This is a genomic window from Streptomyces poriticola (genome assembly GCF_036689765.1).
Classification (GTDB): Bacteria; Actinomycetota; Actinomycetes; order Streptomycetales; family Streptomycetaceae; genus Streptomyces; species Streptomyces poriticola.
The window spans coordinates 28,382-50,697 of the sequence record NZ_JBAGKH010000011.1 but is presented as its reverse complement, the minus strand read 5'-3'; the positions used below and the strand labels follow the sequence as shown (position 1 = coordinate 50,697).

Genomic DNA, 22,316 nt, shown 5'->3' with positions numbered 1-22,316 from the left:
ACCCGGGGAGAAGAGAACCGCACCGAGCCCCGTCCCTCCCGCCCGAGGCCTGCCGTCACCCGGGCAGGTGAACATCAGAGGCTCGGCTGGACTTTCGAGTCCCCACCCCTCAGAGGGTCCGACCCGGCTTCCCGGCCGGTCCGGGCAGGCCTGATCATGACAGGCATGTCCAACACCTCCCGGCGCAGCCTGCTCGCCGTCCTCGCGGCCTCGGCCGCCACGATCCCGCTCGGCGGCGGTACGGCCGCCGCCTCGCCCGCGCGCGGCACCGCATCCGCGGCGCAGGGCGCCGCACGGGCCGCCGTCACCCCGGCGGGCGCCTCGGTCGCCCCGCTGCCGCCCCCGGCCGCCGGGATGAGCACGGCGCGCTCCGCCGTGACGCTCGCGCCGCTGAACGCCGATCACTTCAGCGGCCTGACGCTGACGTCCCCGCTCACGGCCACCGTGCTGCCGGGCACACCCGACCGTACCGAGATAACCTCCGGCGGCAGACGGGTCGCGCTGCTGACGCACGGGGCACGGACCGTGCTGCTGCCCGGGCCGGCGCGGACGTTCACGGAGAACAAGAAGCCCTTCGTGGACGACTTCCAGCGCACCCTGCCCGATCCGTCACTGCCTGCCGACGAGCGCAAGTACTGGGGAACCTCCCCGGGTGGCGGCAGCTGGTCGACACTGGGGCCGGTGGACACCGACTACTCGGTGGAGCCGGGCACCGGGATCATCAACCTCACCACCGACTACGCCAGTCGGCACGCCAGTGTGCGGGACGGTGAGATCACCGACGTCGATGTGCGGTCGGTGGCGCGGTTCGACAAGGTGCCGACGGGCGACGCCTGTTCCTACGGCCTCAGTTTCGGCTACCAGAACACGCACAACAACTACCGGGCCCGGCTGTCCTTCACGACCTCCGGCTCGGTGCAGTTCCGCGTGGAGAAGGAGGTCGACGACAAGGTCACCCAGCTCGACACGGCCGTCACCCTCGCCGACGACGTGCCCGCGGGCACCGACTGGACGATCCGGGTGCGCCGGGAGGGGACGCGGATCCGGGCCAAGGCCTGGCGGTCCGCGGACACCGAGCCGTCCGGGTGGGCCTTCGACGTCACCGACACCACCTTCGGCAAGGGCCGGGTCGGGCTGCGCGCGCTCGCCAACAGCGGCTGCAGCAACCTGCCGGTCAAGCTGAGCGTCAGCCGCTTCCAGGTGGACGCGGGCAACTGGGCCGAGCCGCCGGCCGTCACCCACTCCGACTGGGTAAGGGTGCTGCCCGAGCCCTTCGACGGCACCTGGACGCCGGAACTGGAGGGCATCGTCCGCGGCTGGGCCGGTTCCACCTCCCCGGACGTCCTCGCGTACGCCGCGATGTTCCTCGGCGGGGCGGCGCCGGTGGTCGCCGGATCCGGACCGGCCGAGGGCAAGCAGGTCATGGGCGAGGCGGGGTACGGCTACCTGAACCCCGAGGGCTACCGCTACGAGGGCGCCGACTTCCACGAGTACATGCACACCGGCTGGACCTTCCCGGACGGCGACCACACCGGGCCGTCCAGCAAGCAGGTCGGCAACCTGGACTGCTCGGGCTACACCCGCATGGTGTACGGCTACCACATGGGCGTTCCGCTCGCCGCGGGCGAGGACACCTCCGGGACGGTGCTGCCGCGCAGGTCCCGGGACATGGCCGAGTACGCACCGGGCGTGCGCATCGACCGCACCGACGGCACCGCGCCGCCCGCCGCGGCACAGCTCCAGCCCGGTGACCTGGTCCTGTTCAACGCCGACTCGGGCGACGACCAGGAGACGGCCACGGTGGACCACGTCGGCATCTACCTCGGCCGGGACGGCGACGGACTGCGCCGGTTCCTGTCCAGCCGCAAGACCGTCAACGGGCCGACCATGTCCGACCTGGGGGGCAACTCGCTGCTCGACGGCACCGGCACCTACGCGCGGACGCTGCACACGGTGCACCGGATCTGAGACCGGCGGGGGCGGGAGCAGCCGTACGTCGTCCGCACTGGTCTGTACCAACCTCTTGCCCCCGTCCCTCCCCCGCCGCAAGCTCGGCTCATGGAGCTGGAGTTGCGGCATCTCAGGACGGTCCGGGCCATCGCCGACGCCGGGAGTCTCACCAGGGCGGCGACGGCGCTCGGACTTGCACAGCCCGCGTTGAGCGCACAGCTCAAGCGGATCGAACGGGCCCTGGGGGGTGAGTTGTTCGAGCGCGGACGGCACGGGGTACGGGCAACGGCACTCGGCGAGCTGGTACTGGAGCGCACCCGGATCGTGCTGCCCGCGGTGACCGAACTGCAGCAGGAGGCGGTGCGGTTCGCCCGCTCCCCGGGGGCCACCGCCTCCCTGCGGCTGGGCGGCACCCACGGTCCGCTGCTGGGCGCCCTGGTGGACCGGCTGGCGGACGTGGCGCCCGAGGTCCGGGTGACGACCTGCACCTCCTGGTCCGAGCGGCAGCTGGCCGGCCTGCTCGCCGAGGGCCGGCTGGACTTCGCCCTCGCCGGGACCTGCGGGTCGGCGGCCCCGCCCGGCGCGGAGGGGCTGGTCTGGCGCGAGGTCGCGGTGGACCCGGTGTTCGTGATGCTGCCGGAGGGGCATGCGCTGGCCGACGCCCACGAGATCGGACTGACCGAGCTGGCGGAGGAGGAGTGGGCGTGCGTACCCGGGGACGGGTGCTTCGGGGACTGCTTCGCCGCCTCGTGCGCCCGTGCCGGGTTCACACCGCGCCGCATGTACGAGACGGACGTGACGTCGCTGGTGCATCTGGTGCAGGTGGGGCGTGCGGTCGGGCTGTGCCGGGCTACGTACCCGACCACCCCGGGGATCGTCAGCCGGCCGCTGCGGGGCACACCGCTGTCCTGGCGGCATCTGCTGGGCCGGCACGCGGTTTCGCAGGACGCGGACACTTCCGCCACAGTGTTGGCGCAGGCCCGCATGGCGCACGCGGGCGTGGCGGCGCGCAGCGACAGCTACACCGAGTGGCTGGCGGCGCGGCGGGTTCCCTGAGGCGGGTTCCGGGGGCGGCGCGTCCCCGGACGGACGGGATGCCATGTCGGCGCGTCCCCGGACGGAGGGCTCCGGGACGGGCGCGGCTCCGGAACGGGCACGGCTCCGGGACGGGCGCGGCTCCGGGACAGACCGGATCCTGTGACGGACGCGGAACCAGGACGGACGGGTCCGGGATGGACGGGTCCGGGGCAGACGCGGATCCGGGGCAGACGCGGATCCAGGACGGACGCGGATCCAGGACGGACGCAGGCCCAGGACGGCGCGCGTTCCATAACACCGGCCAGAGGGCCAACCGACGTCTTATGCACGCCCGTTGATCCTCCCTACGGTTTCGGCACTCCCCACCGGGCGAGACCAGACCGAGACCGAGGAGATCCCCCATGCTCCCCAAGCTCCCCAAGTTCCCCGTGCTCCAACGGCACAGCCGGGCCAGAGCCGCGGGTGCTGCCGCCGCGGCAAGCGCCGCCCTGCTCGTGGCCGGGCTCAGCGGCTCCGCGAGCGCCGGGACCGCCGTCGCCCCCGCCCCCTCCACCCCCCTTTCCGCCGCCGAGACGCTCCGCACCGACGCCGCTCCCCCGGCCCTGCTCCGCGCCATGGAGCGTGATCTCGGCCTGGACCGGCGGCAGGCCGAACGCCGCCTGGCCAACGAGGCGGAGGCCGGGGCCACCGCGGGCCGCCTGAGCACCGCGCTCGGCGGCGACTACGCGGGCGCCTGGGTGCGCGGCGCCGACTCCGGCACCCTCACCGTGGCGACCACGGACGCCGCAGACGTACGCACCATCGAGGCGCGGGGCGCGAAGGCCGCGGTCGTCCGCCACTCCCTCGCCGACCTGGACGCCGCCAAGGCCCGCCTGGACCGGGCGGCGCAGCGGCAGGGCGCCACCGACGCGCCCGTCTGGTACGTCGACGTGCGCAGCAACTCCATCGTCATGCAGGCGATACGCCCGTCCGCCGCCCGCACCCTGCTGGACGCGGCCGGAGTCGACGCTGCCCTCACCCGGATCGAGAAGACCACCGAGCGACCGCGGGCGCTGTACGACCTGCGCGGCGGCGAGGCGTACTACATCAACAACAGCGGGCGCTGCTCGATCGGCTTCCCCGTCACCCGCGGCAGCCAGCAGGGCTACGCCACCGCCGGGCACTGCGGCCGGACCGGGGCGAGCACCAGCGGCGCCAACCGTGTCGCCCAGGGCACCTTCCAGGGCTCGATCTTCCCGGGCCGCGACATGGCCTGGGTGGCGACCAACTCCCAGTGGACGGCGACTCCGTACGTCCGTGGCGCGGGCGGGCAGAACGTCCAGGTCACCGGGTCCACCCAGGCGCCGGTCGGGTCGTCCGTGTGCCGGTCCGGCTCCACCACCGGCTGGCACTGCGGCACCATCCAGCAGCACAACACCAGTGTCACCTACCCCGAGGGCACCATCACCGGCGTCACCCGCACCACGGTGTGCGCCGAGCCGGGTGACTCCGGCGGCTCGTACATCTCCGGCAGCCAGGCGCAGGGCGTCACCTCGGGCGGCTCGGGCAACTGCAGCAGTGGCGGCACGACGTTCTACCAGCCGATCAATCCGCTGCTCCAGAACTACGGCCTCACCCTGAAGACCACCACGGACCCGGGCGACCCGGGCGACCCCGGTGACCCGGGCGGCACCTGGGCGGCCGGCACCGTCTACCAGGCGGGCGACACGGTGACGTACGGCGGCGCCACCTACCGCTGCATCCAGGGCCACCAGGCCCAGACCGGCTGGGAGCCCCCGAACGTCCCGGCCCTGTGGCAGCGGATGTGAGCAACTGACTGCTGACCTACTGAGCTACTGACCTACTGAGTCTGACCTACGGGGGTCGTGGGAGCGGGTCCGGGTGCCGAGCGGGGCACCCGGGCCCGCGCACGTCGTCCCCGGATCAGGCGTGGTCCCGGCTCGCGTACGCGCGGAACACCCGCTCCTCGTGCGGCCCGAAGGCGAGGTCGTAGACGAGCAGGACGCCGGTGCGGCGGTCCCGGCCCTCCGCCGCGTCCCTCAGCTGGACGTCGATACGCCGGTCCCGGAGGGTTCCGACGACCGCGGGAACCACCGCGACAGCGAGCACGGCGAGAGCGATGACGACCTGGGCGACTGTGTCAAGGGTGCTGTTCATGCACTCAGAGTCGCCGCGCGCCGCCCCGCACGGCAGTGGCAGGACCGACACGCCACATCAAATTCCTGCCAGCTCCAGCCCTCAGCTCCCAGCCCTCAGCTCCCAGCCCGCGGATCGCCGTCACACCCGCGGAGATCAGCGACAGCGGATGCACGGGAGTGAGCGTCCAGGACGTCACCGCCTCGCAGGTCTACGTCACCGTGCCGGTTGCCGCACCCGCCGACTGGATCGAGCGCCACCGTGCGCTCCTCACCGCGGTCGGAAGCCGCTTCCTCCTGCGTCACCCCGCGACTGAGCCCGCCCGTCCGGAATGAGAGCGGGGGTCAATGTGCCGCGCGACCACCGTGCGCAGTCCGTCGACATCGGCCCCGTCGCGCAGCCCGCGTTTCGGCAGCAGGGCCATGCCGCCCACCGTTTCGTCGACGACCAGGACGAAGAGGTTGTCCGTCTCGATGCAGTGGCGGAACGACGTCCAGGGCATCCGGGTCTCGGCGACCGCCGTGGCGCCGTGTACGCCGTCGCCGTCCGCCCGCATGAGGTACTCGCCCTGGGAACGCGCGTGCCTGGTCATCTGCCGCACCCGGTACAGCTGGTGCACACACCCACCCACGAGGATCCCCAGCACCGGGCACAGGCACGCCACCACCAGCACGCTCACGCCCCTGGGCGCGTCGAGCACCAGGAGGGCCGCGAGAACGGCGGCGAGGACCAGCCCGGCGATCAGGGGGAGACGCCACCAGGGCGCACCCATGCGGGCACGTCCGCGCAGGGCCTCCGCGATGTCGGCCCGGGTCGGCACATAGGCCAGCTCGACGGCGGCTGGTCCCGGCGCCGGGCGCTCCTCGTTCTCCATGGGGCGGGATCGTAGTGGCGCACGGTGGGTCCACCGGAAGGGGGTGGTCGAACGCATTCCCATCTGTTGCCATGACGTGTCCTGCCAGATCTGGGGCCCGGCGAGAGGTTCACGGCCATGACGGGTCCGCTGCCGGTGACGCGGCTCGTGCAGCCAGCGGCTCGCCGTGCTGGAGTGCGCGGCCCGGTCGTCCGGGACCGCCACCAGGGTGCGGGACCCGCGGGTGGACGGACGGTTCTGGTACCCGCGCTTCCCTCACCTGCCGCGCGTCGTCCCGCACCAGGTCGTGCCGGCGTGGCCGGAGTTCCGCCTCGACGGCCTGTCCGCGTCCGACCATCCGACTGCGCCCTGGCTGACCGTGTCGGAGCCCCTTCGACGGCCTGGCGAGGATGGGCGGCGGCAGCGGCGGCGGCTTCACCAACGCCGACGGGGAGACCCTCCCCGAGGCGCTTTCCGGGACCGCGATCGACTGGGACGGCGCCACGGCCTGCCCGGCCACGGGCGGCGCCCCGTGCGACCTCTCGGCATACGTTCTTGCGGACCTCGGACATTTCGACTCGCACGACGAACACGTCCCTCGGCACGGCCAGACGCTCTGCGGGACGGGGCGGCCCGTCGCCGAGCCGTTCCCGGGGCGGCGGTCGGCAGGCGCCAAGGCCTGATCGGGCGGCGGGCGGACAGGCGGAGCGGTTGGCAGGGCAGCAGCCGATGCGGACGGCGGGCCGACGGGCGATGCAGGCAGGACCGACGGGCGATGCGGTCGGCGGGCCGACGGGCGATGCAGGCGGCGAAGCGGAAGTCGATGCAGCGGCGAGGCCGTCCGGACGCGCACCGGGACGGCCGACCGGCGCGCACGACGACGGGCCCGCCCCGGCCCGTACCCTGACGGCATGCGCATGCGCCCCACGCTGAGCTGGACGCCCGCCGAGGACCTGCCGCCGGGCAGCACGGACCCGGAGCCGGTCGCCGCCGCGCTGAGGACCGGCGGCGTGCTGGTGCTCAGCGGAGCGGGCATCTCCACGGAATCGGGCATCCCCGACTACCGGGGCGAGGGCGGGAGCCTGGGCCGGCACACCCCGATGACCTACCAGGACTTCATCGCCGACGCTCAGGCCCGCCGTCGGTACTGGGCGCGCAGCCACCTCGGCTGGCGCACCTTCGGCCGTGCCCGTCCCAACTCCGGGCACCGGGCCGTGGCGGCGTTCGGGCGGCACGGGCTGCTCTCGGGCGTGATCACCCAGAACGTGGACGGCCTGCATCAGGCCGGCGGCAGCAGGGACGTCGTGGAACTGCACGGGAGCCTGGAGCGGGTCGTGTGCCTCTCCTGCGGCGCCCTGAGCCCGCGCCGCACACTCGCACTGCGGCTGGCTGAGGCCAACTCGGGCTTCGCGCCGGTCGCCGCGGGGATCAACCCGGACGGGGACGCCGACCTCACCGATGCGCAGGTCGGGGACTTCCGCGTGCTGCCCTGCACGGACTGCGGGGGCGCGCTCAAACCGGATGTGGTGTTCTTCGGCGAAGCCGTACCGCCGCAGCGGGTCGCGCACTGCCGAGAACTGGTCCACGCGGCGACGTCGCTGCTGGTGCTGGGGTCCTCGCTCACGGTGATGTCCGGGCTCCGGTTCGTCCGCCTGGCGGCTCAGCTCGGCAGACCGGTGCTCATCGTCAACCGGGACCCGACCCGCGGCGACACCCTCGCCGCCACCCGGGTCGCGCTGCCCCTGGGAGCCGCCCTCACCACCGTGGCCGACCGTCTCGGCGTCCCGGTCGACGGCCGGGCGGAGGCCTGAGCGGCGCCGACGGGGCCGCGGTCCGCTGCCCCGGACGTGCGAGGTCACCCGGACGAACCGGTCACCGACGAGCCGGTCACCCCGGACGGGATAGTCACCCCGCGCTCCCCACCGCCCGCCCCCTGTAGACGAAGGCCCCCCTGTCCATCGCGAACAGGTACAGCCCGTCCGTGTTGTAGGCCGCCACCCCGGCGTCGTAGCCCAGCGACTTGGTGATGCCCTCGTACCGGGACTCCCTCAACTGCCGGACGAGGCCGCCGCGTTCGACTCCCGCTCCGCCGCCCAGGTCCGTGACGGCCTGTGCGAGGAACAGCGCGGCGTCGTAGGCCTCGGCCGCGTACCAGGGCGGGTCGGCGCCGTCGAAGCGTTCGCGGTGGGCCGCGGTGAAGGCAGCCGTGGAGTCCTCGCCCAGCGGGTCCAGGAACGGCGTCGCGAACACCCAGCCCTGCGCGTCCTGCCCGGCCAGCTCCGGGAAGGCGGGCGCCATGGCGTGGTGGGTGCCCAGCCGGGCTCCCGTGAAACCGCCCGAGCCGAGGGCACGGGCCAGGTGCGCCGTACGCTCCGTGCCGCCGACGAAAACCACCGCGTCCGCGCCACTGTCCACGACCCGCTCGGCGAGGGCGGCGAAGCCCCGGGCATCGGTGTCCGCCGCGACGGTCCGCACCTCCGTGCGGACCCGCTCGCCCAGCGCCCTGGCCGTACCTCTGCACATGGACCAGCCGGCGTCGCCCTGCGCGGCGTCGGCGAGCAGCACCGTGTGCCGGGTCCGCACGGTGCGGGACAGGTGGGCGGTGAGCGGAGCGGCGAGGGCGTCGTCGACGGGGCGCGTGGCCACGAACACGCGATGGGTGTGCAGGGTCCGTGCCGGAGAGCGCCCCAGGGACACCGACACCATGGCGAGCAGGGCCTGCTGATACCGGTCGACCACGGCCGCCGCGCAGTCGTCGTCGCTGGGCCCGAGCACGGCGAGTACCCGGTCGTCGGCAGCGAGCTCGGCCGCGACGGCCCGCGCACGGTCCGGTTCACCACCGTCGTCGCGGACCAGCAGATCGAGCTGGAAGCTCCACGAGGTACCGGAGTTGATCTCGTCCACCGCGATGCGGGTGCCCCGCTCCTGAGCTCTGCCGAGCGTTCCGCGGTCGCCGGAGAGGTCGGCGTGCAGCGCCACGGTGAACCGCTCCCGACGGGCGCCCGGGGAGGTCGCCGGCGGGTTCCGCCGCTCCCGGACCCACCATGCCGTACCACCCCCTGCCGCTGCGAGGGCGGCAGCCGCCGACGCCCAGCGGAGCAGATGCCGCCGGGAGGGCCCGGGGAGCGGTCCCGAGCCCGCTGCCGTCAGCGTCACGGCGCCGTCCTCCGGACCGGGGCCGGGCACCCGAGAACCGGTGCCGGACACCTCAGGAGCCGTGCCGCCGGACACCTCAGGAGCCGTGCCGCCGGACGCCGGGGCCCTGGGGCCGGAGCCGGCCGCGTCCAGCTCCGTCGGCTGGGCGGCGGGGATGGCCAGGGCCGCCGCCGAGCGTTGGGCGATCAGGCGCACCACGGCCTCGGGCACCCAGTCCGCCGTCCGCGGTGTCCCGTCGAGGGCGGCGCCCACCTCGGCCGCGTCGGGTCGGCCCTCCGGGTCCTTGTCCAGGCAGGCGCGGAGCAGCTCCACGAGACTCGCGGGAACACCCGTCAGGTCTGGCTCCTCGTACGCGGTGCGCACCAGGACCGCGGCCGGGGAGCCGTCACCGAACGGCCGGTTGCCGGTGACGGCGAAGGCGAGCAGGCATCCCAGCGAGAACACGTCGCTGGGCGGCCCGATCTCCGCCCCTGTGCCCCGCGCCTGCTCCGGGGAGAGGAAGCCCGGCGAACCGACGACGGTGCCCGTTCCGGTGAGCGCGGTGTCCGCCGGTTCGCGGGCGATGCCGAAGTCGATGAGGCGGGGGCCGTCCAGAGCGAGCAGCACGTTGCCGGGCTTGACGTCGCGGTGGACCAGCCCTGCGGCGTGGACCGCGTCCAGGGCTTCGGCGAGCCGCACGCCGAGCACCGCCGCCGACGCCCGCGGCAGCGGGCCGCACGACTCCACCGCCTCGGCGACGGACGGCCCGGGGACGTACGCGGTGGCCAGCCACGGCGTTCGCTCCTCGGTCCCGGCGCCGAGCAGCGGCGCCACCCACGGGCTGCGCACCCGGTCCGCCGCCCGGACCTCGCGCCGGAAGCGGGCCCGGAACGCGGCGTCGCCGGCGTGGGCGGCGCGGACGACCTTGACGGCCGCCAGGGCTCCCCCGGAGGTGCGCCCCAGGTAGACCACTCCCATGCCGCCGGCTCCGAGCCGGCACAGCAGCCGGTGGGGGCCGACCCGGGACGGGTCGGAAGGGAGCAGCGGCTGCATCAGCCCGACACCACGTGCTCAGCGGGCCCGGTGTAGCGGAAGCGCCCGTCCTCGACCCTCCACAGGTGCACGCCCTTGCCGTCGACGGTGCGCGCCCCGTTCTCCCTCGAGAAGCTCATGGTCTGCGTGATGCCCTGGTAGGTGGCGGCGCGGAGCGCGGTCGTGAGGTTCTTGCGGTTCCTGCGGCGGTCCGGCAGTCCTGTGAGGGCGTGCAGGACGAGTCCGGCCGCGTCGTACGCCTCCGCCGCGAACGGGTCCGGCGCGGCGTCGAACCGGGCAGTGTGAGCGGCGGCGAACTTCCTCGCGCCCGGGTGGGCAGCCGCGTCGAGCACGGGTGCCGCGATCACCCAGCCTTCGGCCGCCTCCCCCGCGGCGTCCAGGAACCGGGGGTCGAGCAGCCCGTGAGCGCCCGCCCTGGCACCGGTGAAGCCGCGGCCGTGCAGGGTGCGGGCGAGGCCGGCGCCACGCTCGGGGGGCCCGGCGAAGACCACGGAGTCGGCGCCGCCACCGAGCAGGGCGTCGACCGTCGGTCCGAAGTCCTCGCGCAGGGCGCTCATCACCTCGGGCACGTAGGGGTGGCCGTCCTGGTTGAGGATCCTGCTCAGGGTGCCGGCGATCTCCCAGGCGTGGTCCCCCGCGGCCCGGTCGTTGACGATGCCGATGGAACGGGAGCGCGCCGTGCCGCGCAGGTGGGCGCTCAGGAAGAACGGCAGAAGGGAGTCGTGCGGTCTGGCCTGTACGAGGGAACGGGATCCGAGGCCGAGGAGTTTGACGGCGCCCGCCGAGACCGTGACCAGCGGCATCAGGGCACTGTCGTGCACCGGCAGCGCTGCCTCGGCCGTGGCGTCGGTGGTGGGTCCGAGCACCGCGACGACATCGGGATCGGCGACGAGTTCCCTGGCCGCCTTCGCGGCCCGCTGCGGGTCGCCGCCGTCGTCGCGGACGTCCAGCGAGAGGGTGAAGGGGGCGTCCCGGCGGGCGTTGAACTCCTCGACGGCCAGCCGCACGCCCCGCTCCTGGGCGACTCCGATCCGCTTCGCTTCCCCCGACAGGTCCGCCTGCAGGCCGATCGCGCGGGTGGGACCGGCGTCACCGCCCGGTGTCCGGCTCGACGAGTCGTCACCCCACCACCAGGCCGCGGAGACGGCTCCACCGGCCGCGAGGGCGGCCACGCCCCCGGCCAGCAGCAGGAACCGGCGGCGCCCCGGCAGCCCACCAGACGCCTCCTTCGGGCGCTCGTCCTCCGGGCCCGGTGTTTCGTCCTCCGGGCCCGGTACTTCGCGACCTCTGCCCGGAACCTCGCCATCCGCGGCCGGTACCTCGTCACCCCTGCCCGGTGCTTCACCGCCCATTCCCGGCACTTCGCCGCCCGCGCCCGGTGCTCCACCATCCGGGCCCGTTGTATCGTCCTGCGCCGTGGCGTCGCCGTCCCGTGCCGCGCCCGCGGGGCCGGGCTGCCGCGCCCGCACGGCTGCGTCGGCATCGAGTCGGGTCGGTTCGATGTCCGGCAGCACCGCCCCCTCCACCGACCGGGCCGCGACCAGCCGGGTCACCGCATCGGGCAGCCAGGACGGACCGACCCGCGCCGCGGGGTCCGCCGCACCGCCCGCGCCCGGGGCGGACATGCCGTCCGCGCGCGGGCCGGAACCGCCCTCGTCGCCGGCCTCCGATGCCACGCCCGGCATCCGCACCAGATCCGCGGCCGAGGGGCGGAGCGCCGGATCCTTCTCCAGGCACGATCGGAGCAGCGGTGCGAGTTCCTCCGGTACGCCGTCGAGGTCGGCACTCTCGTGCACGGCGCGGAACAGCAGGGCGTCCACCGGCCCGGTGCCGAAGGGCGGTCGCCCCGTGAGGGCGTACGCCAGGACGCAGCCCAGCGCGAAGACGTCGCTCGGCGGCCCGACCGAGGTCCGGTCGACGCCCTCGACCTGCTCGGGAGCGAGGAATCCCGGGGTCCCGACCACCACGCCCGTCGCGGTGAGCGCGGTGTCCCCGGGCTCGCGGGCGATGCCGAAGTCGATGAGACGGGGGCCGTCCAGAGCGAGCAGCACATTGCCGGGCTTGACGTCCCGGTGCACCAGTCCGGCGGCGTGCACGTCCCGCAACGCCTCGGCGAGCCGGCGACCCAGCACACGCGCCGAGCGAGCGGGCAGCGGCCCGTGCACGGCGACGGCCTCCGCGAGGGACGGACCGGCGACGAAAGCAGTGGCCAGCCAGGGAGCCGGGGCCTCCGGGTCCGCGGCCACGAGCGGCACCACCCACGGGTTGTCGACCCGGCGCAGCGTGTCCACCTCACGGCGGAAGCGCTCCCGGAAGCCGGGTTCCTGCGCGTACTCGGCGTGCACCACCTTGAGTGCCACCAGCGCTCCCCCGGTGGAGCGCGCCAGATGGACCACGCCCATACCGCCCGCGCCGAGGCGGCCGAGAAGCCGGTGACCCGCGATCGACGACGGATCGGTGGGGTGCAGAGGCTCCATCAGCTCTCGCCCTCCAGGCGGTCGATGACCCGCGTGCGCATGCCCACGGTGCCGCGTGTCGAGACGGTGGTCGGATCCGGCGCGTCCGCACCCTGGGCTCCCCGGACCGAGACCGCCACCGTCACCGTCCCGTACCGGTCCATCAGCCACTGGTAGGGGTACTCGAGGACGGTCTCGCCGCGCTGCCTGACGTAGGTGCCCATCTCGAAGACGGAGTCGTCCGCGTATCTCTGGTCGCCGCCGGCCGGGCGGCCCACCGAGTTCAGGTCGGTGATCCGCTCACCCGTGCGGATCTCCTGCTGCGGGCAGCGCATCACCTCCTCCAGGGTGGTGTTCAGCCGGTCGTCGGCACTCTCCTGCGTCGCATGGACGGTGACGACGGCGGTCACTCGCAGGGTGTCCCCGCCCTCCCCTACCGGGAGCTCGCTGTAGCGGGAGACGGCCGCGAGCACACCGCCCGGCAGCGGCTCCCTGGTCCAGCTGCAGGTGCTGTCCAGCACGGCCCAGGTGTCCGGAGCGCTCTCGGCGGGGTCCTGGGCGACGAATCCGTCCCCCCAGTCACGGGGCAGGAAGGCGACCGCGCGGGCCAGACTCAGCGCCTCCGCCCGGGTACGCGGGACCTTGTCCGGATCGGGCTCGAACGTGGACGGCCCCGAAGAGGCGAGCGCGGTCGCGGCGGGCGACGGCGATGCCGACGGCGGGGCGCCCCCGGCGGAAGAGCGTCCTCCGGCGCGTCCGTCCTCTTGCGCGCCCCCCTGCGGCGCGGTCGAACATCCCGCCGTCAGCAGGCAGGCCGCGAGCAGCGCCACCACGCGGCGCCGCCCCCTGATACAAGTCCTGGCCACCCTGCATCCCCCAATGCTGGTGTCGTCCCCACCGCCCCACGGGACGGCCGGCGCACCACCGGCCGTCCCCGGGGACATTACCGGCGGTGCGCGAGGCAGCGCGCGGCGTTGTGGAAAACCGGGTCCGGGAAGGGGGACGGGCTCACCCGGACGGACGGTTCCGCACCGGCCCGGCCGACTGGCCGGCTGACAGGCTGACCGGCCGGGCCCGACAGGCTGACCGGCCGCTCGCCGGCTAGGTCCGCGTGACCTTCCCGCACCCTTGGTGCTCCACGTCCGCGAGCGACTGCCTGCGGTCGTACGGGTCCTTGGCCGGGCCGGTGGGCGGGGCACCGGTCGGGTCCGCGCCGGGGAAGACGGGGTGCAGATAGCCGTCGTAGACGTCGCACTCGTTGTTGAACGTGTCGACCACGTACTCCTCGACGATCAGCTTGCCCTGCGTGGCGATCCACTTGCGCGGGTCGGCCAGGGTCAGCGTCAGGCCACGGCGGACGACGGTGCGCGCCACCCGGTCGTCGTCTCCGCCGGCCCGCACCAGCGGATAGACGAAGGAGTAGTCCGCGTGCACCTTCACCTCGCCCGGCCGGCCCGCCGCGAAGCTCATGTGGCCACGCACTCTGACCACGTCGCCCGCGAGCTGCACCTGCTTCGGGTCGAAGCGGCTGAACAGCCCCACGGGATCGTCGTTCCGGGTCGGATCGCGCAGCGACCGGCGCAACTGGGTCAGCATGGCCGGCGCCTTGGGGTCGAGAAGCTCCAGCGCCCGGTCCGGCTGTCCGCCGCCGATCACCTCGGGGTCCAGGTTGGCGGCGACCAGGAACTCCTTCGTCCGGCGCAGCGCCAACTTCACGTCCGCCTCGGTCAGCCCGGCGACCGCCTTCGCCTCCGGCAGCTCGATGGCGTCGGCGCCGTCGGCCCAACGCGCGGCGGGCGAACCGCGGAACGGGTGAGCAAGGGTGGGCAGCACCGCGTCGACCTCGCCGGGGGCGGCCGTGGGCAGCGCGGTCTCGGCGGGCAGCGGCGATGCGCCGTCGGCGGCAGCCTCCGTCTCCGGGCCGGGTATCCGGTCCAGCAGCAGCGAGGGGCGTACGGCGACCACGGCCAACGCCAGGGCCAGCGACACCCCGACGACCGCACCGATCCGGCGGCGGCGGGAGGCGGTGCCGTTCATCTCCTGCCACGCCGGGCCGGTCCGCCATCCCGGTGGAGTGCCGGGCGGAGGCCCCTGCGCCTTCCGCTTCCGCCGCGGCCACCTGCCAGGACTCCGGGAACCCTGCGCGCGCCGCGCCGCCTCGTCCTGCTCCCGCAGCCGCGCCGCCACCATCCGGGCGCGCGCCGAGGGCTCCTTGGGCGCCGGGGCGCCCCCGCCTCCGGTGGACTCCCGGAGAAAGGCGTCCAGCTGCTCGTCGGATATCGAGGAGGACGCCTCACGGGACGCGTCGTCATCAGGGCGCTCGGGCGGCGGGACGGTACTCACGCTCTCACTCTCTTCGACGGTCCGCGACTCTCGGCGCCCAGTGTTTCCTTCGCCCTGTGGCGGCGCACAGCACCGTTCGCGATTCGTGATCGAACCGCTGCGGCCTCGAGGCACCGGCACCGGCACCGGCACCGGCACCGCAGGTCCGAGCCGTTCCGTCGGCGCGCGGGCGTGGACGGTCGGCGACGCACTGGGCGAAACCGCCGATCCGGCAGACCCGGGGCGGCACGTCACCCGAGACGGGTGCCGCCGGGTGGGAGACCGTGCCCGGCAACACCGTGGCCGAACGCGCCGGGGCCGGCGCGGTCTTCGTGGCCGACGGCACCTCGACCGGTCCGGCGAGCAGCTCGGTCCCGACCGGCCGGGAGGCGCCTGCGTCGGACGCGCCCGAGGCCGACGACGGCTTCGGCCGGTCCGTCACCTCCGGCGACTTCGACCGGGACGGCTTCGCCGACCTCGCGGTCACCGCCTCCGCCGAGGCCATCGGCGACACCAGGAGCACAGGGCTGCCGAGCGTGCACCACGGACGCTCAGCCGGCATCCACGGGGCGGTCGACGAGACCGCGTCGGGCCGCTGACCGGCGCCCCGGGCAATGCGGCCGGCAGGTCACCGTCCCCGAGCCCATCCCCGGCACCCTGGAGTCCGCCCGGCCCCGGCGAGACCGAACTCGCCCGGTCCCGCGGGCGGCTACGGCGACGCCGGCGGCAACGCCCCCGCCGCCCTGAGCGCGCTCAGCGGACTCGGCGGACTCGGCGGACTCGGCGGACTCGGCGGACTCGGCGGACTCAGTGAGTCTCGCCGTCGAAGACCTCGGCCGCGGAGGCCGCGGTGACGGCCCGGGTGAACCAGACGCCCAGCATCTCGAGATCGCTACAGCCGACGATCCGTTCCCGCTCCCCGTCGGACACCTCGACGCCTCGCCGCTCCAGCAGCAGCAGGATGTCCTCCGCACGGCCCTCCGCACGGCCCTCCGCCCGCAAGGTCTGCGCGGTGTGCGACTGGAAGAAAGACAGGTCCGCGGCCATGAGGTGCCTCCAAAGATCTGCGGCCGGCGTCTTGCCGAGGCCTTGTTCCGTGAGCTCGATGAAGATGCCTGCGGTGCTCTCGTCGGCGGCGAGCACGCCCTTCAGTGCCGTCGCCAGCGCTTTCAGGGTAATACGCCCAGCTCGCCGGCTTGTCGGGGTCCCGCTTGCCCTGGGACTCGACCGCCAGGACGAAGCTGCCGTTGTCGACGGTGTCCATGCGCAGCAGCGTGTCCACTCGCCGTTCCACCGGACGGTTCTCGGTGAGGTCGGTGGGGAGCGGGGAGGCCGAGACGGAGGTGGCGAAGAAGAGGCCGAGGCCCTTGACCGCCCGGCTGAAGAGGCCTGGGTCCTGCTGGAAGATCCGATGCAGGGCCTCGTGGGATGAACTGACCATGTGGCGAAGGTAGGGCTCCGCCGTCGACCGCATCTCGAATATGCCTATGACCCATGCCAAAGTGTGGTGTCGCGGCGCGGTGCTGACGGATCCGGCACAGCGAAGGGGCCCGCACGACCGAAGTCGTGCGGGCCCCTTCGAGCCACTCAGGTCAGGCGACCCGCAAGCAAGCGGAGCTTACTTGTTGATCTTGGTGACCTGGCCGGCGCCCACGGTCCGGCCACCCTCACGGATGGCGAACTTCAGGCCCTCCTCCATGGCGACGGGCTGGATGAGCTCCACCTTCATCTCGGTGTTGTCACCCGGCATGACCATCTCGGTGCCCTCGGGGAGGGTCACGACGCCGGTCACGTCCGTCGTACGGAAGTAGAACTGCGGGCGGTAGTTGTTGAAGAACGGCGTGTGGCGGCCACCCTCGTCCTTGGACAGGATGTAGGCCTGGGCCTCGAACTCCGTGTGCGGGGTGACGGTGCCCGGCTTGATGATGACCTGGCCGCGCTCGACGTCCTCGCGCTTGATACCGCGGAGCAGCAGACCGACGTTCTCACCGGCCTGACCCTCGTCCAGCAGCTTACGGAACATCTCGATGCCCGTAACCGTGGTCTTGGTCTTCTCTTCCTTGATGCCGATGATCTCGACTTCCTCGTTCACCTTGAGGATGCCGCGCTCGATACGACCGGTGACGACCGTACCGCGACCGGTGATCGTGAAGACGTCCTCGATCGGCATGAGGAACGGCTTGTCGACGTCGCGCTCCGGCTCCGGGATCGACTCGTCGACGGCCTTCATCAGGTTGAGGACGGAGTCCACCCACTCCTTCTCGCCCTCGAGGGCCTTCAGAGCGGAGACCTTGACGACCGGGACGTCGTCGCCGGGGAACTCGTACTCGGAGAGGAGCTCACGCACCTCGAGCTCGACGAGCTCCAGGATCTCCTCGTCGTCCACCATGTCGGCCTTGTTCAGGGCGACGACGATGTACGGAACGCCGACCTGGCGGGCCAGGAGCACGTGCTCCTTGGTCTGCGGCATCGGGCCGTCGGTCGCGGCGACCACCAGGATCGCGCCGTCCATCTGGGCGGCACCGGTGATCATGTTCTTGATGTAGTCCGCGTGACCCGGGCAGTCGACGTGGGCGTAGTGACGCGCCTCGGTCTGGTACTCGACGTGCGCGATGGAGATCGTGATACCGCGCTGGCGCTCCTCGGGAGCCTTGTCGATGTTGTCGAACGGGGTGGCCTCGTTCAGTTCCGGGTACGCCTCGTGCAGCACCTTGGTAATGGCCGCCGTCAGGGTGGTCTTACCGTGGTCGATGTGACCGATGGTGCCGATGTTGACGTGCGGCTTAGTCCGCTCGAACTTCGCCTTCGCCACTGGGGTCCTCCTGTGGAGTGGTTCTGTACGCCTTACTTCATCGGCGCCAGGATGATCTTTGCTGTCAAAGCCCGGGCCCCCGGGGCAAACATCCGCATGTGCGGGTGTTTGCCCCTCAAGGCTCCGGAGTCAAGCCTACGGCGTGGACGCGAGGTCCGTTACTCGCCCTTGGCCTTCGCGATGATCTCCTCGGCGACGTTCCGCGGAACCTCGGCGTAGGAGTCGAACTGCATCGAGTAGCTTGCGCGACCCGACGTCTTGCTGCGGAGGTCGCCGACGTAGCCGAACATCTCCGACAGGGGCACGAGGCCCTTCACGAGACGGGCACCCGCCCGCTCCTCCATGGCCTGGATCTGGCCACGGCGGGAGTTGATGTCACCGATCACGTCACCCATGTAGTCCTCGGGCGTGGTGACCTCGACGGCCATCATCGGCTCAAGGAGCACGGGGGACGCCTTGCGCGCGGCCTCCTTGAAGGCCTGCGAACCGGCGATCTTGAACGCGAGCTCGGAGGAGTCGACCTCGTGGTAGGCACCGTCGAGCAGCGTGACGCGGACGCCCGTCATCTCGTAGCCCGCGAGGATGCCGAACTGCATGGCCTCCTGGCAGCCGGCGTCGACCGAAGGGATGTACTCCTTCGGGATACGGCCACCGGTGACCTGGTTGACGAACTCGTACGAGGCGTCGCCGCCCTCGATCGGCTCGACCGAGATGATGACCCTACCGAACTGACCGGTACCACCGGTCTGCTTCTTGTGGGTGAACTCGACCTTCTCGACCGACTTGCGGATCGTCTCGCGGTACGCGACCTGCGGCTTGCCGACGTTGGCCTCGACCTTGAACTCGCGCTTCATGCGGTCCACGAGCACCTCGAGGTGCAGCTCGCCCATACCGCCGATGACGGTCTGGCCGGTCTCCTCGTTGGTGTGGACCTGGAAGGACGGGTCCTCCTCGGCCAGGCGCTGGATCGCGACGCCCAGCTTCTCCTGGTCGCCCTTGGACTTCGGCTCGATCGCGACCTCGATGACCGGCGCCGGGAAGTCCATGGACTCCAGGATCACCGGGTTCTTGTCGTCGCAGAGCGTCTCGCCGGTGGTGGTCTGCTTCAGACCCATGACGGCGACGATGTCGCCGGCGCCCACCGACTCGATCTCCTCACGCTTGTTGGCGTGCATGCGGTAGATCTTGCCGATGCGCTCCTTGCGGCCCTTGACCGAGTTCTGCACGGCGGTGCCGGAGACCAGGCGGCCGGAGTACACGCGGACGAAGGTGAGCTTGCCGAGATGCGGGTCGCTCATGATCTTGAACGCCAGCGCCGACAGCGGCTCGTCGTCGGACGGCTTGCGCTTGATGACCTGCTCGGCGTCCTTGACGTCGTGGCCCTCGATGGCCTCGATGTCGACCGGCGACGGCAGGTAGCGCACGACCGCGTCGAGCAGCGGCTGGACACCCTTGTTCTTGAACGCGGTGCCGCAGAACACCGGGGTGACCGTGGTGCCCGAGCCCTTGCCGGAGGCGATGGTGATGCGGCGGACCGCCGCGTACAGCTGCTCCACCGAGGGCTCCTGGCCCTCGAGGTACAGCTCCATCATCTCCTCGTCGTTCTCGGCGATGGCCTCGAGCAGCTTGCCGCGGTACTCCTCGGCAGCCTCGGTGTGGGTGTCCGGGATGTCGACGGTGTCGTACATCTCGCCCTTGGTGGCCTCGGCGGACCAGACCAGGGCCTTCATCGTCACGAGGTCGATGACGCCCTTGAAGTCGGCCTCCGCGCCGATCGGCAGCTGCATGACCAGCGGCTGCGCGCCCAGGCGGTCGGTGATCATGTCGACGCAGCGGTGGAACTCCGCACCGGTGCGGTCGAGCTTGTTGACGAAGCAGATACGCGGAACGCCGTAACGGTCCGCCTGACGCCACACCGTCTCGGACTGCGGCTCGACGCCGGCGACGCCGTCGAACACCGTCACGGCACCGTCGAGCACGCGCAGGGAGCGCTCCACCTCGACGGTGAAGTCGACGTGCCCCGGGGTGTCGATGATGTTGATGGTGTGGTCGACATCTTCCAGCGGCCAGTGGCAGGTGGTGGCAGCAGAGGTGATCGTGATGCCACGCTCCTGCTCCTGCTCCATCCAGTCCATGGTGGCAGCGCCGTCGTGGACCTCACCGATCTTGTAGGACACACCGGTGTAGAACAGGATCCGCTCGGTGGTGGTCGTCTTGCCCGCGTCGATGTGGGCCATGATGCCGATATTGCGCACCTTGGCCAGGTCAAGCGAAGTGGTAGCCATAAGGCTTCAGTCTTCTCTCGGTTCTCGATGGGGTAGCGACTACCAGCGGTAGTGCGCGAAGGCCTTGTTGGACTCGGCCATCTTGTGCGTGTCCTCGCGCTTCTTCACAGCGGCACCCAGGCCGTTGCTGGCGTCGAGGAGCTCGTTGAGCAGACGCTCGGTCATGGTCTTCTCGCGACGGGCGCGGGAGTAACCGACGAGCCAGCGCAGCGCCAGGGTGTTGGCACGGCCGGGCTTGACCTCGACCGGAACCTGGTAGGTGGCGCCACCGACACGGCGGGACTTGACCTCGAGGGTCGGCTTGATGTTCTCCAGAGCGCGCTTGAGCGTGATGACCGGGTCGTTGCCGGTCTTCTCGCGCAGGCCCTCCATGGCGCCGTAGACGATGCGCTCGGCGGTGGAGCGCTTGCCGTTCAGCAGCACCTTGTTGATCAGGGAGGTCACCAGAGGGGAGCCGTAGACCGGGTCGATGATGACCGGACGCTTCGGGGCGGGGCCCTTACGAGGCATTCTTACTTCTCCTTCTTGGCGCCGTAACGGCTGCGGGCCTGCTTGCGGTTCTTGACACCCTGGGTGTCGAGGGAGCCGCGGATGATCTTGTAGCGAACACCCGGCAGGTCCTTCACACGGCCGCCGCGCACGAGCACGATGGAGTGCTCCTGCAGGTTGTGTCCCTCACCCGGAATGTAAGCGGTGACCTCGATCCCGCTGGTCAGACGCACACGCGCGACCTTACGCAGGGCCGAGTTCGGCTTCTTCGGGGTGGTCGTGAACACACGCGTGCAGACGCCGCGACGCTGCGGGGAACCCTCGAGCGCGGGCGTCTTGTTCTTCTCGACCTTGTCCTGCCGGCCCTTGCGGACCAGCTGCTGGATCGTAGGCACTACTTCTCCGGTTTCTGTGTGCCGATGGGTACAGCTAACCTGGAACGTCGCCGACCCACGCGGTCGGGTGTGTCGAATCCCGCAGACTCCCGCCGCAAGGCGAAAAGGGCGCAGATTACGGTGGCCGCAGTCGGCCCCTGTGCGGCTGAGGACACGCACGAAGGCCAGGGCACACCCCAGGCACAAGGTCTGAGCGTACCTACCTCACGGAGTTCGGTCAAAACAAATGGAGCGCGGCCCGACACGCCGGACTTGCCACCTCTGTCCTTGTCAGTCCCGGCGCGGACCGACGGGTGCTGCGCCGCGCGCGGGAAGGGTCGCCCGGCAGGTCGGAACGCCCGGCGACGGCCCGTGTGCCGGGTTGGCCGGATCGCGCCCTTTACACATGCGGTGCTCAGTACTTTGATCCGTCCGCCGCAGCGTAACGGGGGGATCAGCCTGATGAAGCCGGCGCCGTACGGACCGGACGACGGGGGCCTGGAGGACCGGGTCCCCTTCCTGGCGCGCCTGGAGAGGGCGGACCGCACGGCGCTGCTCTCGCTCGGCCGCGAGCTGCGCTTCGCAGCCCGCATCGCCCTGCTCCACCAGCGTGAACCGTCCTCGCACGTGCTGTTCCTGGTGCAGGGCTGGACGAAGGTCACGGCCGCGGCGGCCAACGGCTACGAGGCTCTGCTGGCGCTGCGCGGCCCCGGCGACGTGGTCGGCGAGTCGGCGGCGCTGACCGGGCGGCCGCGCTCGGCGACGGTGACCGCGCTGGAGCCGGTGCGGGCGGTGGCGGTGGAGCACGAGCTTTTCAAGGAGTTCCTGGGCCGCTCCCCCTCGGTGTCGTTCGCGCTGCTGGGTCTCACCGCGGACCGCACCCGGGCGGCCGACCGGCGGCGCCTGGAGTTCGCCTCGATGAACGTCCGGCAGCGCTTCGCGGTCCTCCTGCTGGACCTGGCCCGCAGCCACGGCCGGCGCACCGGCGAGGGCATCGAGCTCGCCGTGCCGCTCAGCAAGCAGGAGCTGGCGGGCTCGGTGGGCGCCTCCCGGGAGATGGTCCAGCGGCTGCTGCGCGAGCTGCGGGAGAAGGACGCGGTCGCCACGGGGCGCCGCACGCTGATGATCCTCCGGCCGGATGTGCTGCGCCGGATCGCGGCGACGGATCATCCGGCACCCGGGATGCCGCCCCGCGGGCACGCCAGCCCCTCCGGCGTCTGAGGAGCCCGGGGTCCGGGGGGCGGAACCCCCGGGGCTGGAAGGGCCTGGACGGGACTGGGCGGGACTGGACGCGTAGCGGCGGCGAGGGCGGGGGCGAAAGCCCTCTCGTGGCGGAGACCGACGTGCACACCGGTCCGCAGCAGACCGCCCGTTCTGTGTACGCGTTCACACTTCGACTGCGTCATCCGCCCT

The 22,316-nt window shown here is 72.3% G+C and carries 18 protein-coding genes and 1 pseudogene; 8 read left to right on the top strand and 11 right to left on the bottom strand.

Annotated elements, in window-relative coordinates:
- Window positions 1–165: 165 nt before the first annotated feature.
- From V5O46_RS16945 to V5O46_RS16935, 3 genes are all read left to right on the top strand, one after another.
- Window positions 166–1,968: an NlpC/P60 family protein gene (locus V5O46_RS16945; RefSeq protein ID WP_332885446.1), complete on the top strand. Its 1,803-nt coding sequence runs from the start codon at window positions 166–168 to the stop codon at window positions 1,966–1,968.
- A gap of 90 nt (window positions 1,969–2,058) precedes the next feature.
- Complete coding sequence (locus V5O46_RS16940) at window positions 2,059–3,006, top strand: LysR family transcriptional regulator (protein ID WP_332885445.1); 948 nt, start codon at window positions 2,059–2,061, stop codon at window positions 3,004–3,006.
- A 383-nt stretch (window positions 3,007–3,389) separates the two neighbouring features.
- Window positions 3,390–4,796, top strand: coding sequence for a carbohydrate-binding protein (locus tag V5O46_RS16935; RefSeq protein ID WP_332885444.1), 1,407 nt, complete (start codon window positions 3,390–3,392; stop codon window positions 4,794–4,796).
- 115 nt (window positions 4,797–4,911) lie between these two features.
- Here V5O46_RS16935 and V5O46_RS16930 read toward each other — a convergent pair whose 3' ends face one another.
- The gene (locus tag V5O46_RS16930; RefSeq protein ID WP_332885443.1) at window positions 4,912–5,145 is read right to left on the bottom strand and encodes a hypothetical protein; all 234 of its coding nucleotides are present in this window, start codon (window positions 5,143–5,145) and stop codon (window positions 4,912–4,914) included.
- 35 nt (window positions 5,146–5,180) lie between these two features.
- Here V5O46_RS16930 and V5O46_RS31945 point away from each other — a divergent pair, with 35 nt between their 5' ends.
- Window positions 5,181–5,459, top strand: coding sequence for a DUF5959 family protein (locus V5O46_RS31945; protein ID WP_408649008.1), 279 nt, complete (start codon window positions 5,181–5,183; stop codon window positions 5,457–5,459).
- On the opposite strand, the gene V5O46_RS16925 is transcribed toward V5O46_RS31945, so the two are convergent.
- Window positions 5,426–5,998 carry a YcxB family protein gene (locus V5O46_RS16925; protein WP_332885442.1) on the bottom strand — a complete coding sequence of 191 codons (573 nt, stop codon included), beginning with the start codon at window positions 5,996–5,998 and terminating at the stop codon, window positions 5,426–5,428. The two genes, V5O46_RS31945 and V5O46_RS16925, sit on opposite strands and share 34 nt — an antisense overlap.
- 389 nt (window positions 5,999–6,387) lie before the next feature.
- On the opposite strand from V5O46_RS16925, the gene V5O46_RS16920 reads away from it, so the two are divergent.
- Both V5O46_RS16920 and V5O46_RS16915 read left to right on the top strand, forming a co-directional pair.
- A complete protein-coding gene (locus V5O46_RS16920) occupies window positions 6,388–6,660 on the top strand; it encodes a hypothetical protein (RefSeq protein WP_332885441.1) in 273 nt (90 codons plus the stop codon).
- Between the two features lie 228 nt (window positions 6,661–6,888).
- Window positions 6,889–7,788, top strand: coding sequence for an NAD-dependent protein deacetylase (locus V5O46_RS16915; protein WP_332885440.1), 900 nt, complete (start codon window positions 6,889–6,891; stop codon window positions 7,786–7,788).
- 94 nt (window positions 7,789–7,882) lie between these two features.
- Here the strand turns inward: V5O46_RS16915 and V5O46_RS16910 are convergent, their stop codons facing one another.
- From V5O46_RS16910 to V5O46_RS16895, 4 genes are all read right to left on the bottom strand, one after another.
- Complete coding sequence (locus V5O46_RS16910) at window positions 7,883–10,165, bottom strand: bifunctional serine/threonine-protein kinase/ABC transporter substrate-binding protein (protein WP_332885439.1); 2,283 nt, start codon at window positions 10,163–10,165, stop codon at window positions 7,883–7,885.
- The gene (locus V5O46_RS16905; RefSeq protein WP_332885438.1) at window positions 10,165–12,642 is read right to left on the bottom strand and encodes a bifunctional serine/threonine-protein kinase/ABC transporter substrate-binding protein; all 2,478 of its coding nucleotides are present in this window, start codon (window positions 12,640–12,642) and stop codon (window positions 10,165–10,167) included. The genes V5O46_RS16910 and V5O46_RS16905 overlap by 1 nt, the downstream gene beginning before the upstream one ends.
- Entirely contained in the window at window positions 12,642–13,487 is an 846-nt protein-coding gene (locus V5O46_RS16900) for a hypothetical protein (protein WP_332885437.1), read from the bottom strand. Before V5O46_RS16900 ends, V5O46_RS16905 begins: the two co-directional genes overlap by 1 nt.
- A gap of 235 nt (window positions 13,488–13,722) precedes the next feature.
- Complete coding sequence (locus tag V5O46_RS16895) at window positions 13,723–14,964, bottom strand: hypothetical protein (protein ID WP_332885436.1); 1,242 nt, start codon at window positions 14,962–14,964, stop codon at window positions 13,723–13,725.
- A 263-nt stretch (window positions 14,965–15,227) separates the two neighbouring features.
- On the opposite strand from V5O46_RS16895, the gene V5O46_RS16890 reads away from it, so the two are divergent.
- Complete coding sequence (locus tag V5O46_RS16890) at window positions 15,228–15,542, top strand: FG-GAP repeat protein (protein ID WP_332885435.1); 315 nt, start codon at window positions 15,228–15,230, stop codon at window positions 15,540–15,542.
- A 208-nt stretch (window positions 15,543–15,750) separates the two neighbouring features.
- On the opposite strand, the pseudogene V5O46_RS16885 reads toward V5O46_RS16890, so the two are convergent.
- The 5 genes and pseudogenes from V5O46_RS16885 to rpsL form a co-directional block, all read right to left on the bottom strand.
- Window positions 15,751–16,384, bottom strand: a pseudogene (locus V5O46_RS16885) (hypothetical protein).
- Between the two features lie 177 nt (window positions 16,385–16,561).
- The gene (tuf, locus tag V5O46_RS16880; RefSeq protein WP_332885434.1) at window positions 16,562–17,755 is read right to left on the bottom strand and encodes an elongation factor Tu; all 1,194 of its coding nucleotides are present in this window, start codon (window positions 17,753–17,755) and stop codon (window positions 16,562–16,564) included.
- A 158-nt stretch (window positions 17,756–17,913) separates the two neighbouring features.
- Window positions 17,914–20,040, bottom strand: a complete 2,127-nt coding sequence (gene fusA, locus V5O46_RS16875; RefSeq protein WP_332885433.1) for an elongation factor G — start codon at window positions 20,038–20,040, stop codon at window positions 17,914–17,916.
- Between the two features lie 39 nt (window positions 20,041–20,079).
- On the bottom strand, window positions 20,080–20,550 hold the full coding sequence (gene rpsG / locus V5O46_RS16870; protein ID WP_003998848.1) for a 30S ribosomal protein S7: 471 nt from the start codon (window positions 20,548–20,550) through the stop codon (window positions 20,080–20,082).
- 2 nt (window positions 20,551–20,552) lie between these two features.
- Window positions 20,553–20,924, bottom strand: a complete 372-nt coding sequence (gene rpsL, locus V5O46_RS16865) for a 30S ribosomal protein S12 (RefSeq protein WP_003948652.1) — start codon at window positions 20,922–20,924, stop codon at window positions 20,553–20,555.
- Between the two features lie 441 nt (window positions 20,925–21,365).
- Between rpsL and V5O46_RS16860 the strand changes: the two genes are divergently transcribed.
- Window positions 21,366–22,124 (top strand): Crp/Fnr family transcriptional regulator, encoded by a 759-nt coding sequence (locus V5O46_RS16860; protein WP_332885432.1) that lies wholly within the window; start codon window positions 21,366–21,368, stop codon window positions 22,122–22,124.
- The last annotated feature ends 192 nt before the right edge of the window (window positions 22,125–22,316 follow it).

What these genes read in the sequence shown, in the direction of transcription:
- V5O46_RS16945 (WP_332885446.1), top strand. Translation starts at nt 166, where the DNA reads ATGTCCAACACCTCCCGGCGCAGCCTGCTCGCCGTCCTCGCGGCCTCG.
- V5O46_RS16940 (WP_332885445.1), top strand. Translation starts at nt 2,059, where the DNA reads ATGGAGCTGGAGTTGCGGCATCTCAGGACGGTCCGGGCCATCGCCGAC.
- V5O46_RS16935 (WP_332885444.1), top strand. Translation starts at nt 3,390, where the DNA reads ATGCTCCCCAAGCTCCCCAAGTTCCCCGTGCTCCAACGGCACAGCCGG.
- V5O46_RS16930 (WP_332885443.1), bottom strand. Translation starts at nt 5,145, where the DNA reads ATGAACAGCACCCTTGACACAGTCGCCCAGGTCGTCATCGCTCTCGCC.
- V5O46_RS16925 (WP_332885442.1), bottom strand. Translation starts at nt 5,998, where the DNA reads ATGGAGAACGAGGAGCGCCCGGCGCCGGGACCAGCCGCCGTCGAGCTG.
- V5O46_RS16920 (WP_332885441.1), top strand. Translation starts at nt 6,388, where the DNA reads ATGGGCGGCGGCAGCGGCGGCGGCTTCACCAACGCCGACGGGGAGACC.
- V5O46_RS16915 (WP_332885440.1), top strand. Translation starts at nt 6,889, where the DNA reads ATGCGCATGCGCCCCACGCTGAGCTGGACGCCCGCCGAGGACCTGCCG.
- V5O46_RS16910 (WP_332885439.1), bottom strand. Translation starts at nt 10,165, where the DNA reads ATGCAGCCGCTGCTCCCTTCCGACCCGTCCCGGGTCGGCCCCCACCGG.
- V5O46_RS16905 (WP_332885438.1), bottom strand. Translation starts at nt 12,642, where the DNA reads ATGGAGCCTCTGCACCCCACCGATCCGTCGTCGATCGCGGGTCACCGG.
- fusA (WP_332885433.1), bottom strand. Translation starts at nt 20,040, where the DNA reads ATGGCTACCACTTCGCTTGACCTGGCCAAGGTGCGCAATATCGGCATC.
- rpsG (WP_003998848.1), bottom strand. Translation starts at nt 20,550, where the DNA reads ATGCCTCGTAAGGGCCCCGCCCCGAAGCGTCCGGTCATCATCGACCCG.
- V5O46_RS16860 (WP_332885432.1), top strand. Translation starts at nt 21,366, where the DNA reads ATGAAGCCGGCGCCGTACGGACCGGACGACGGGGGCCTGGAGGACCGG.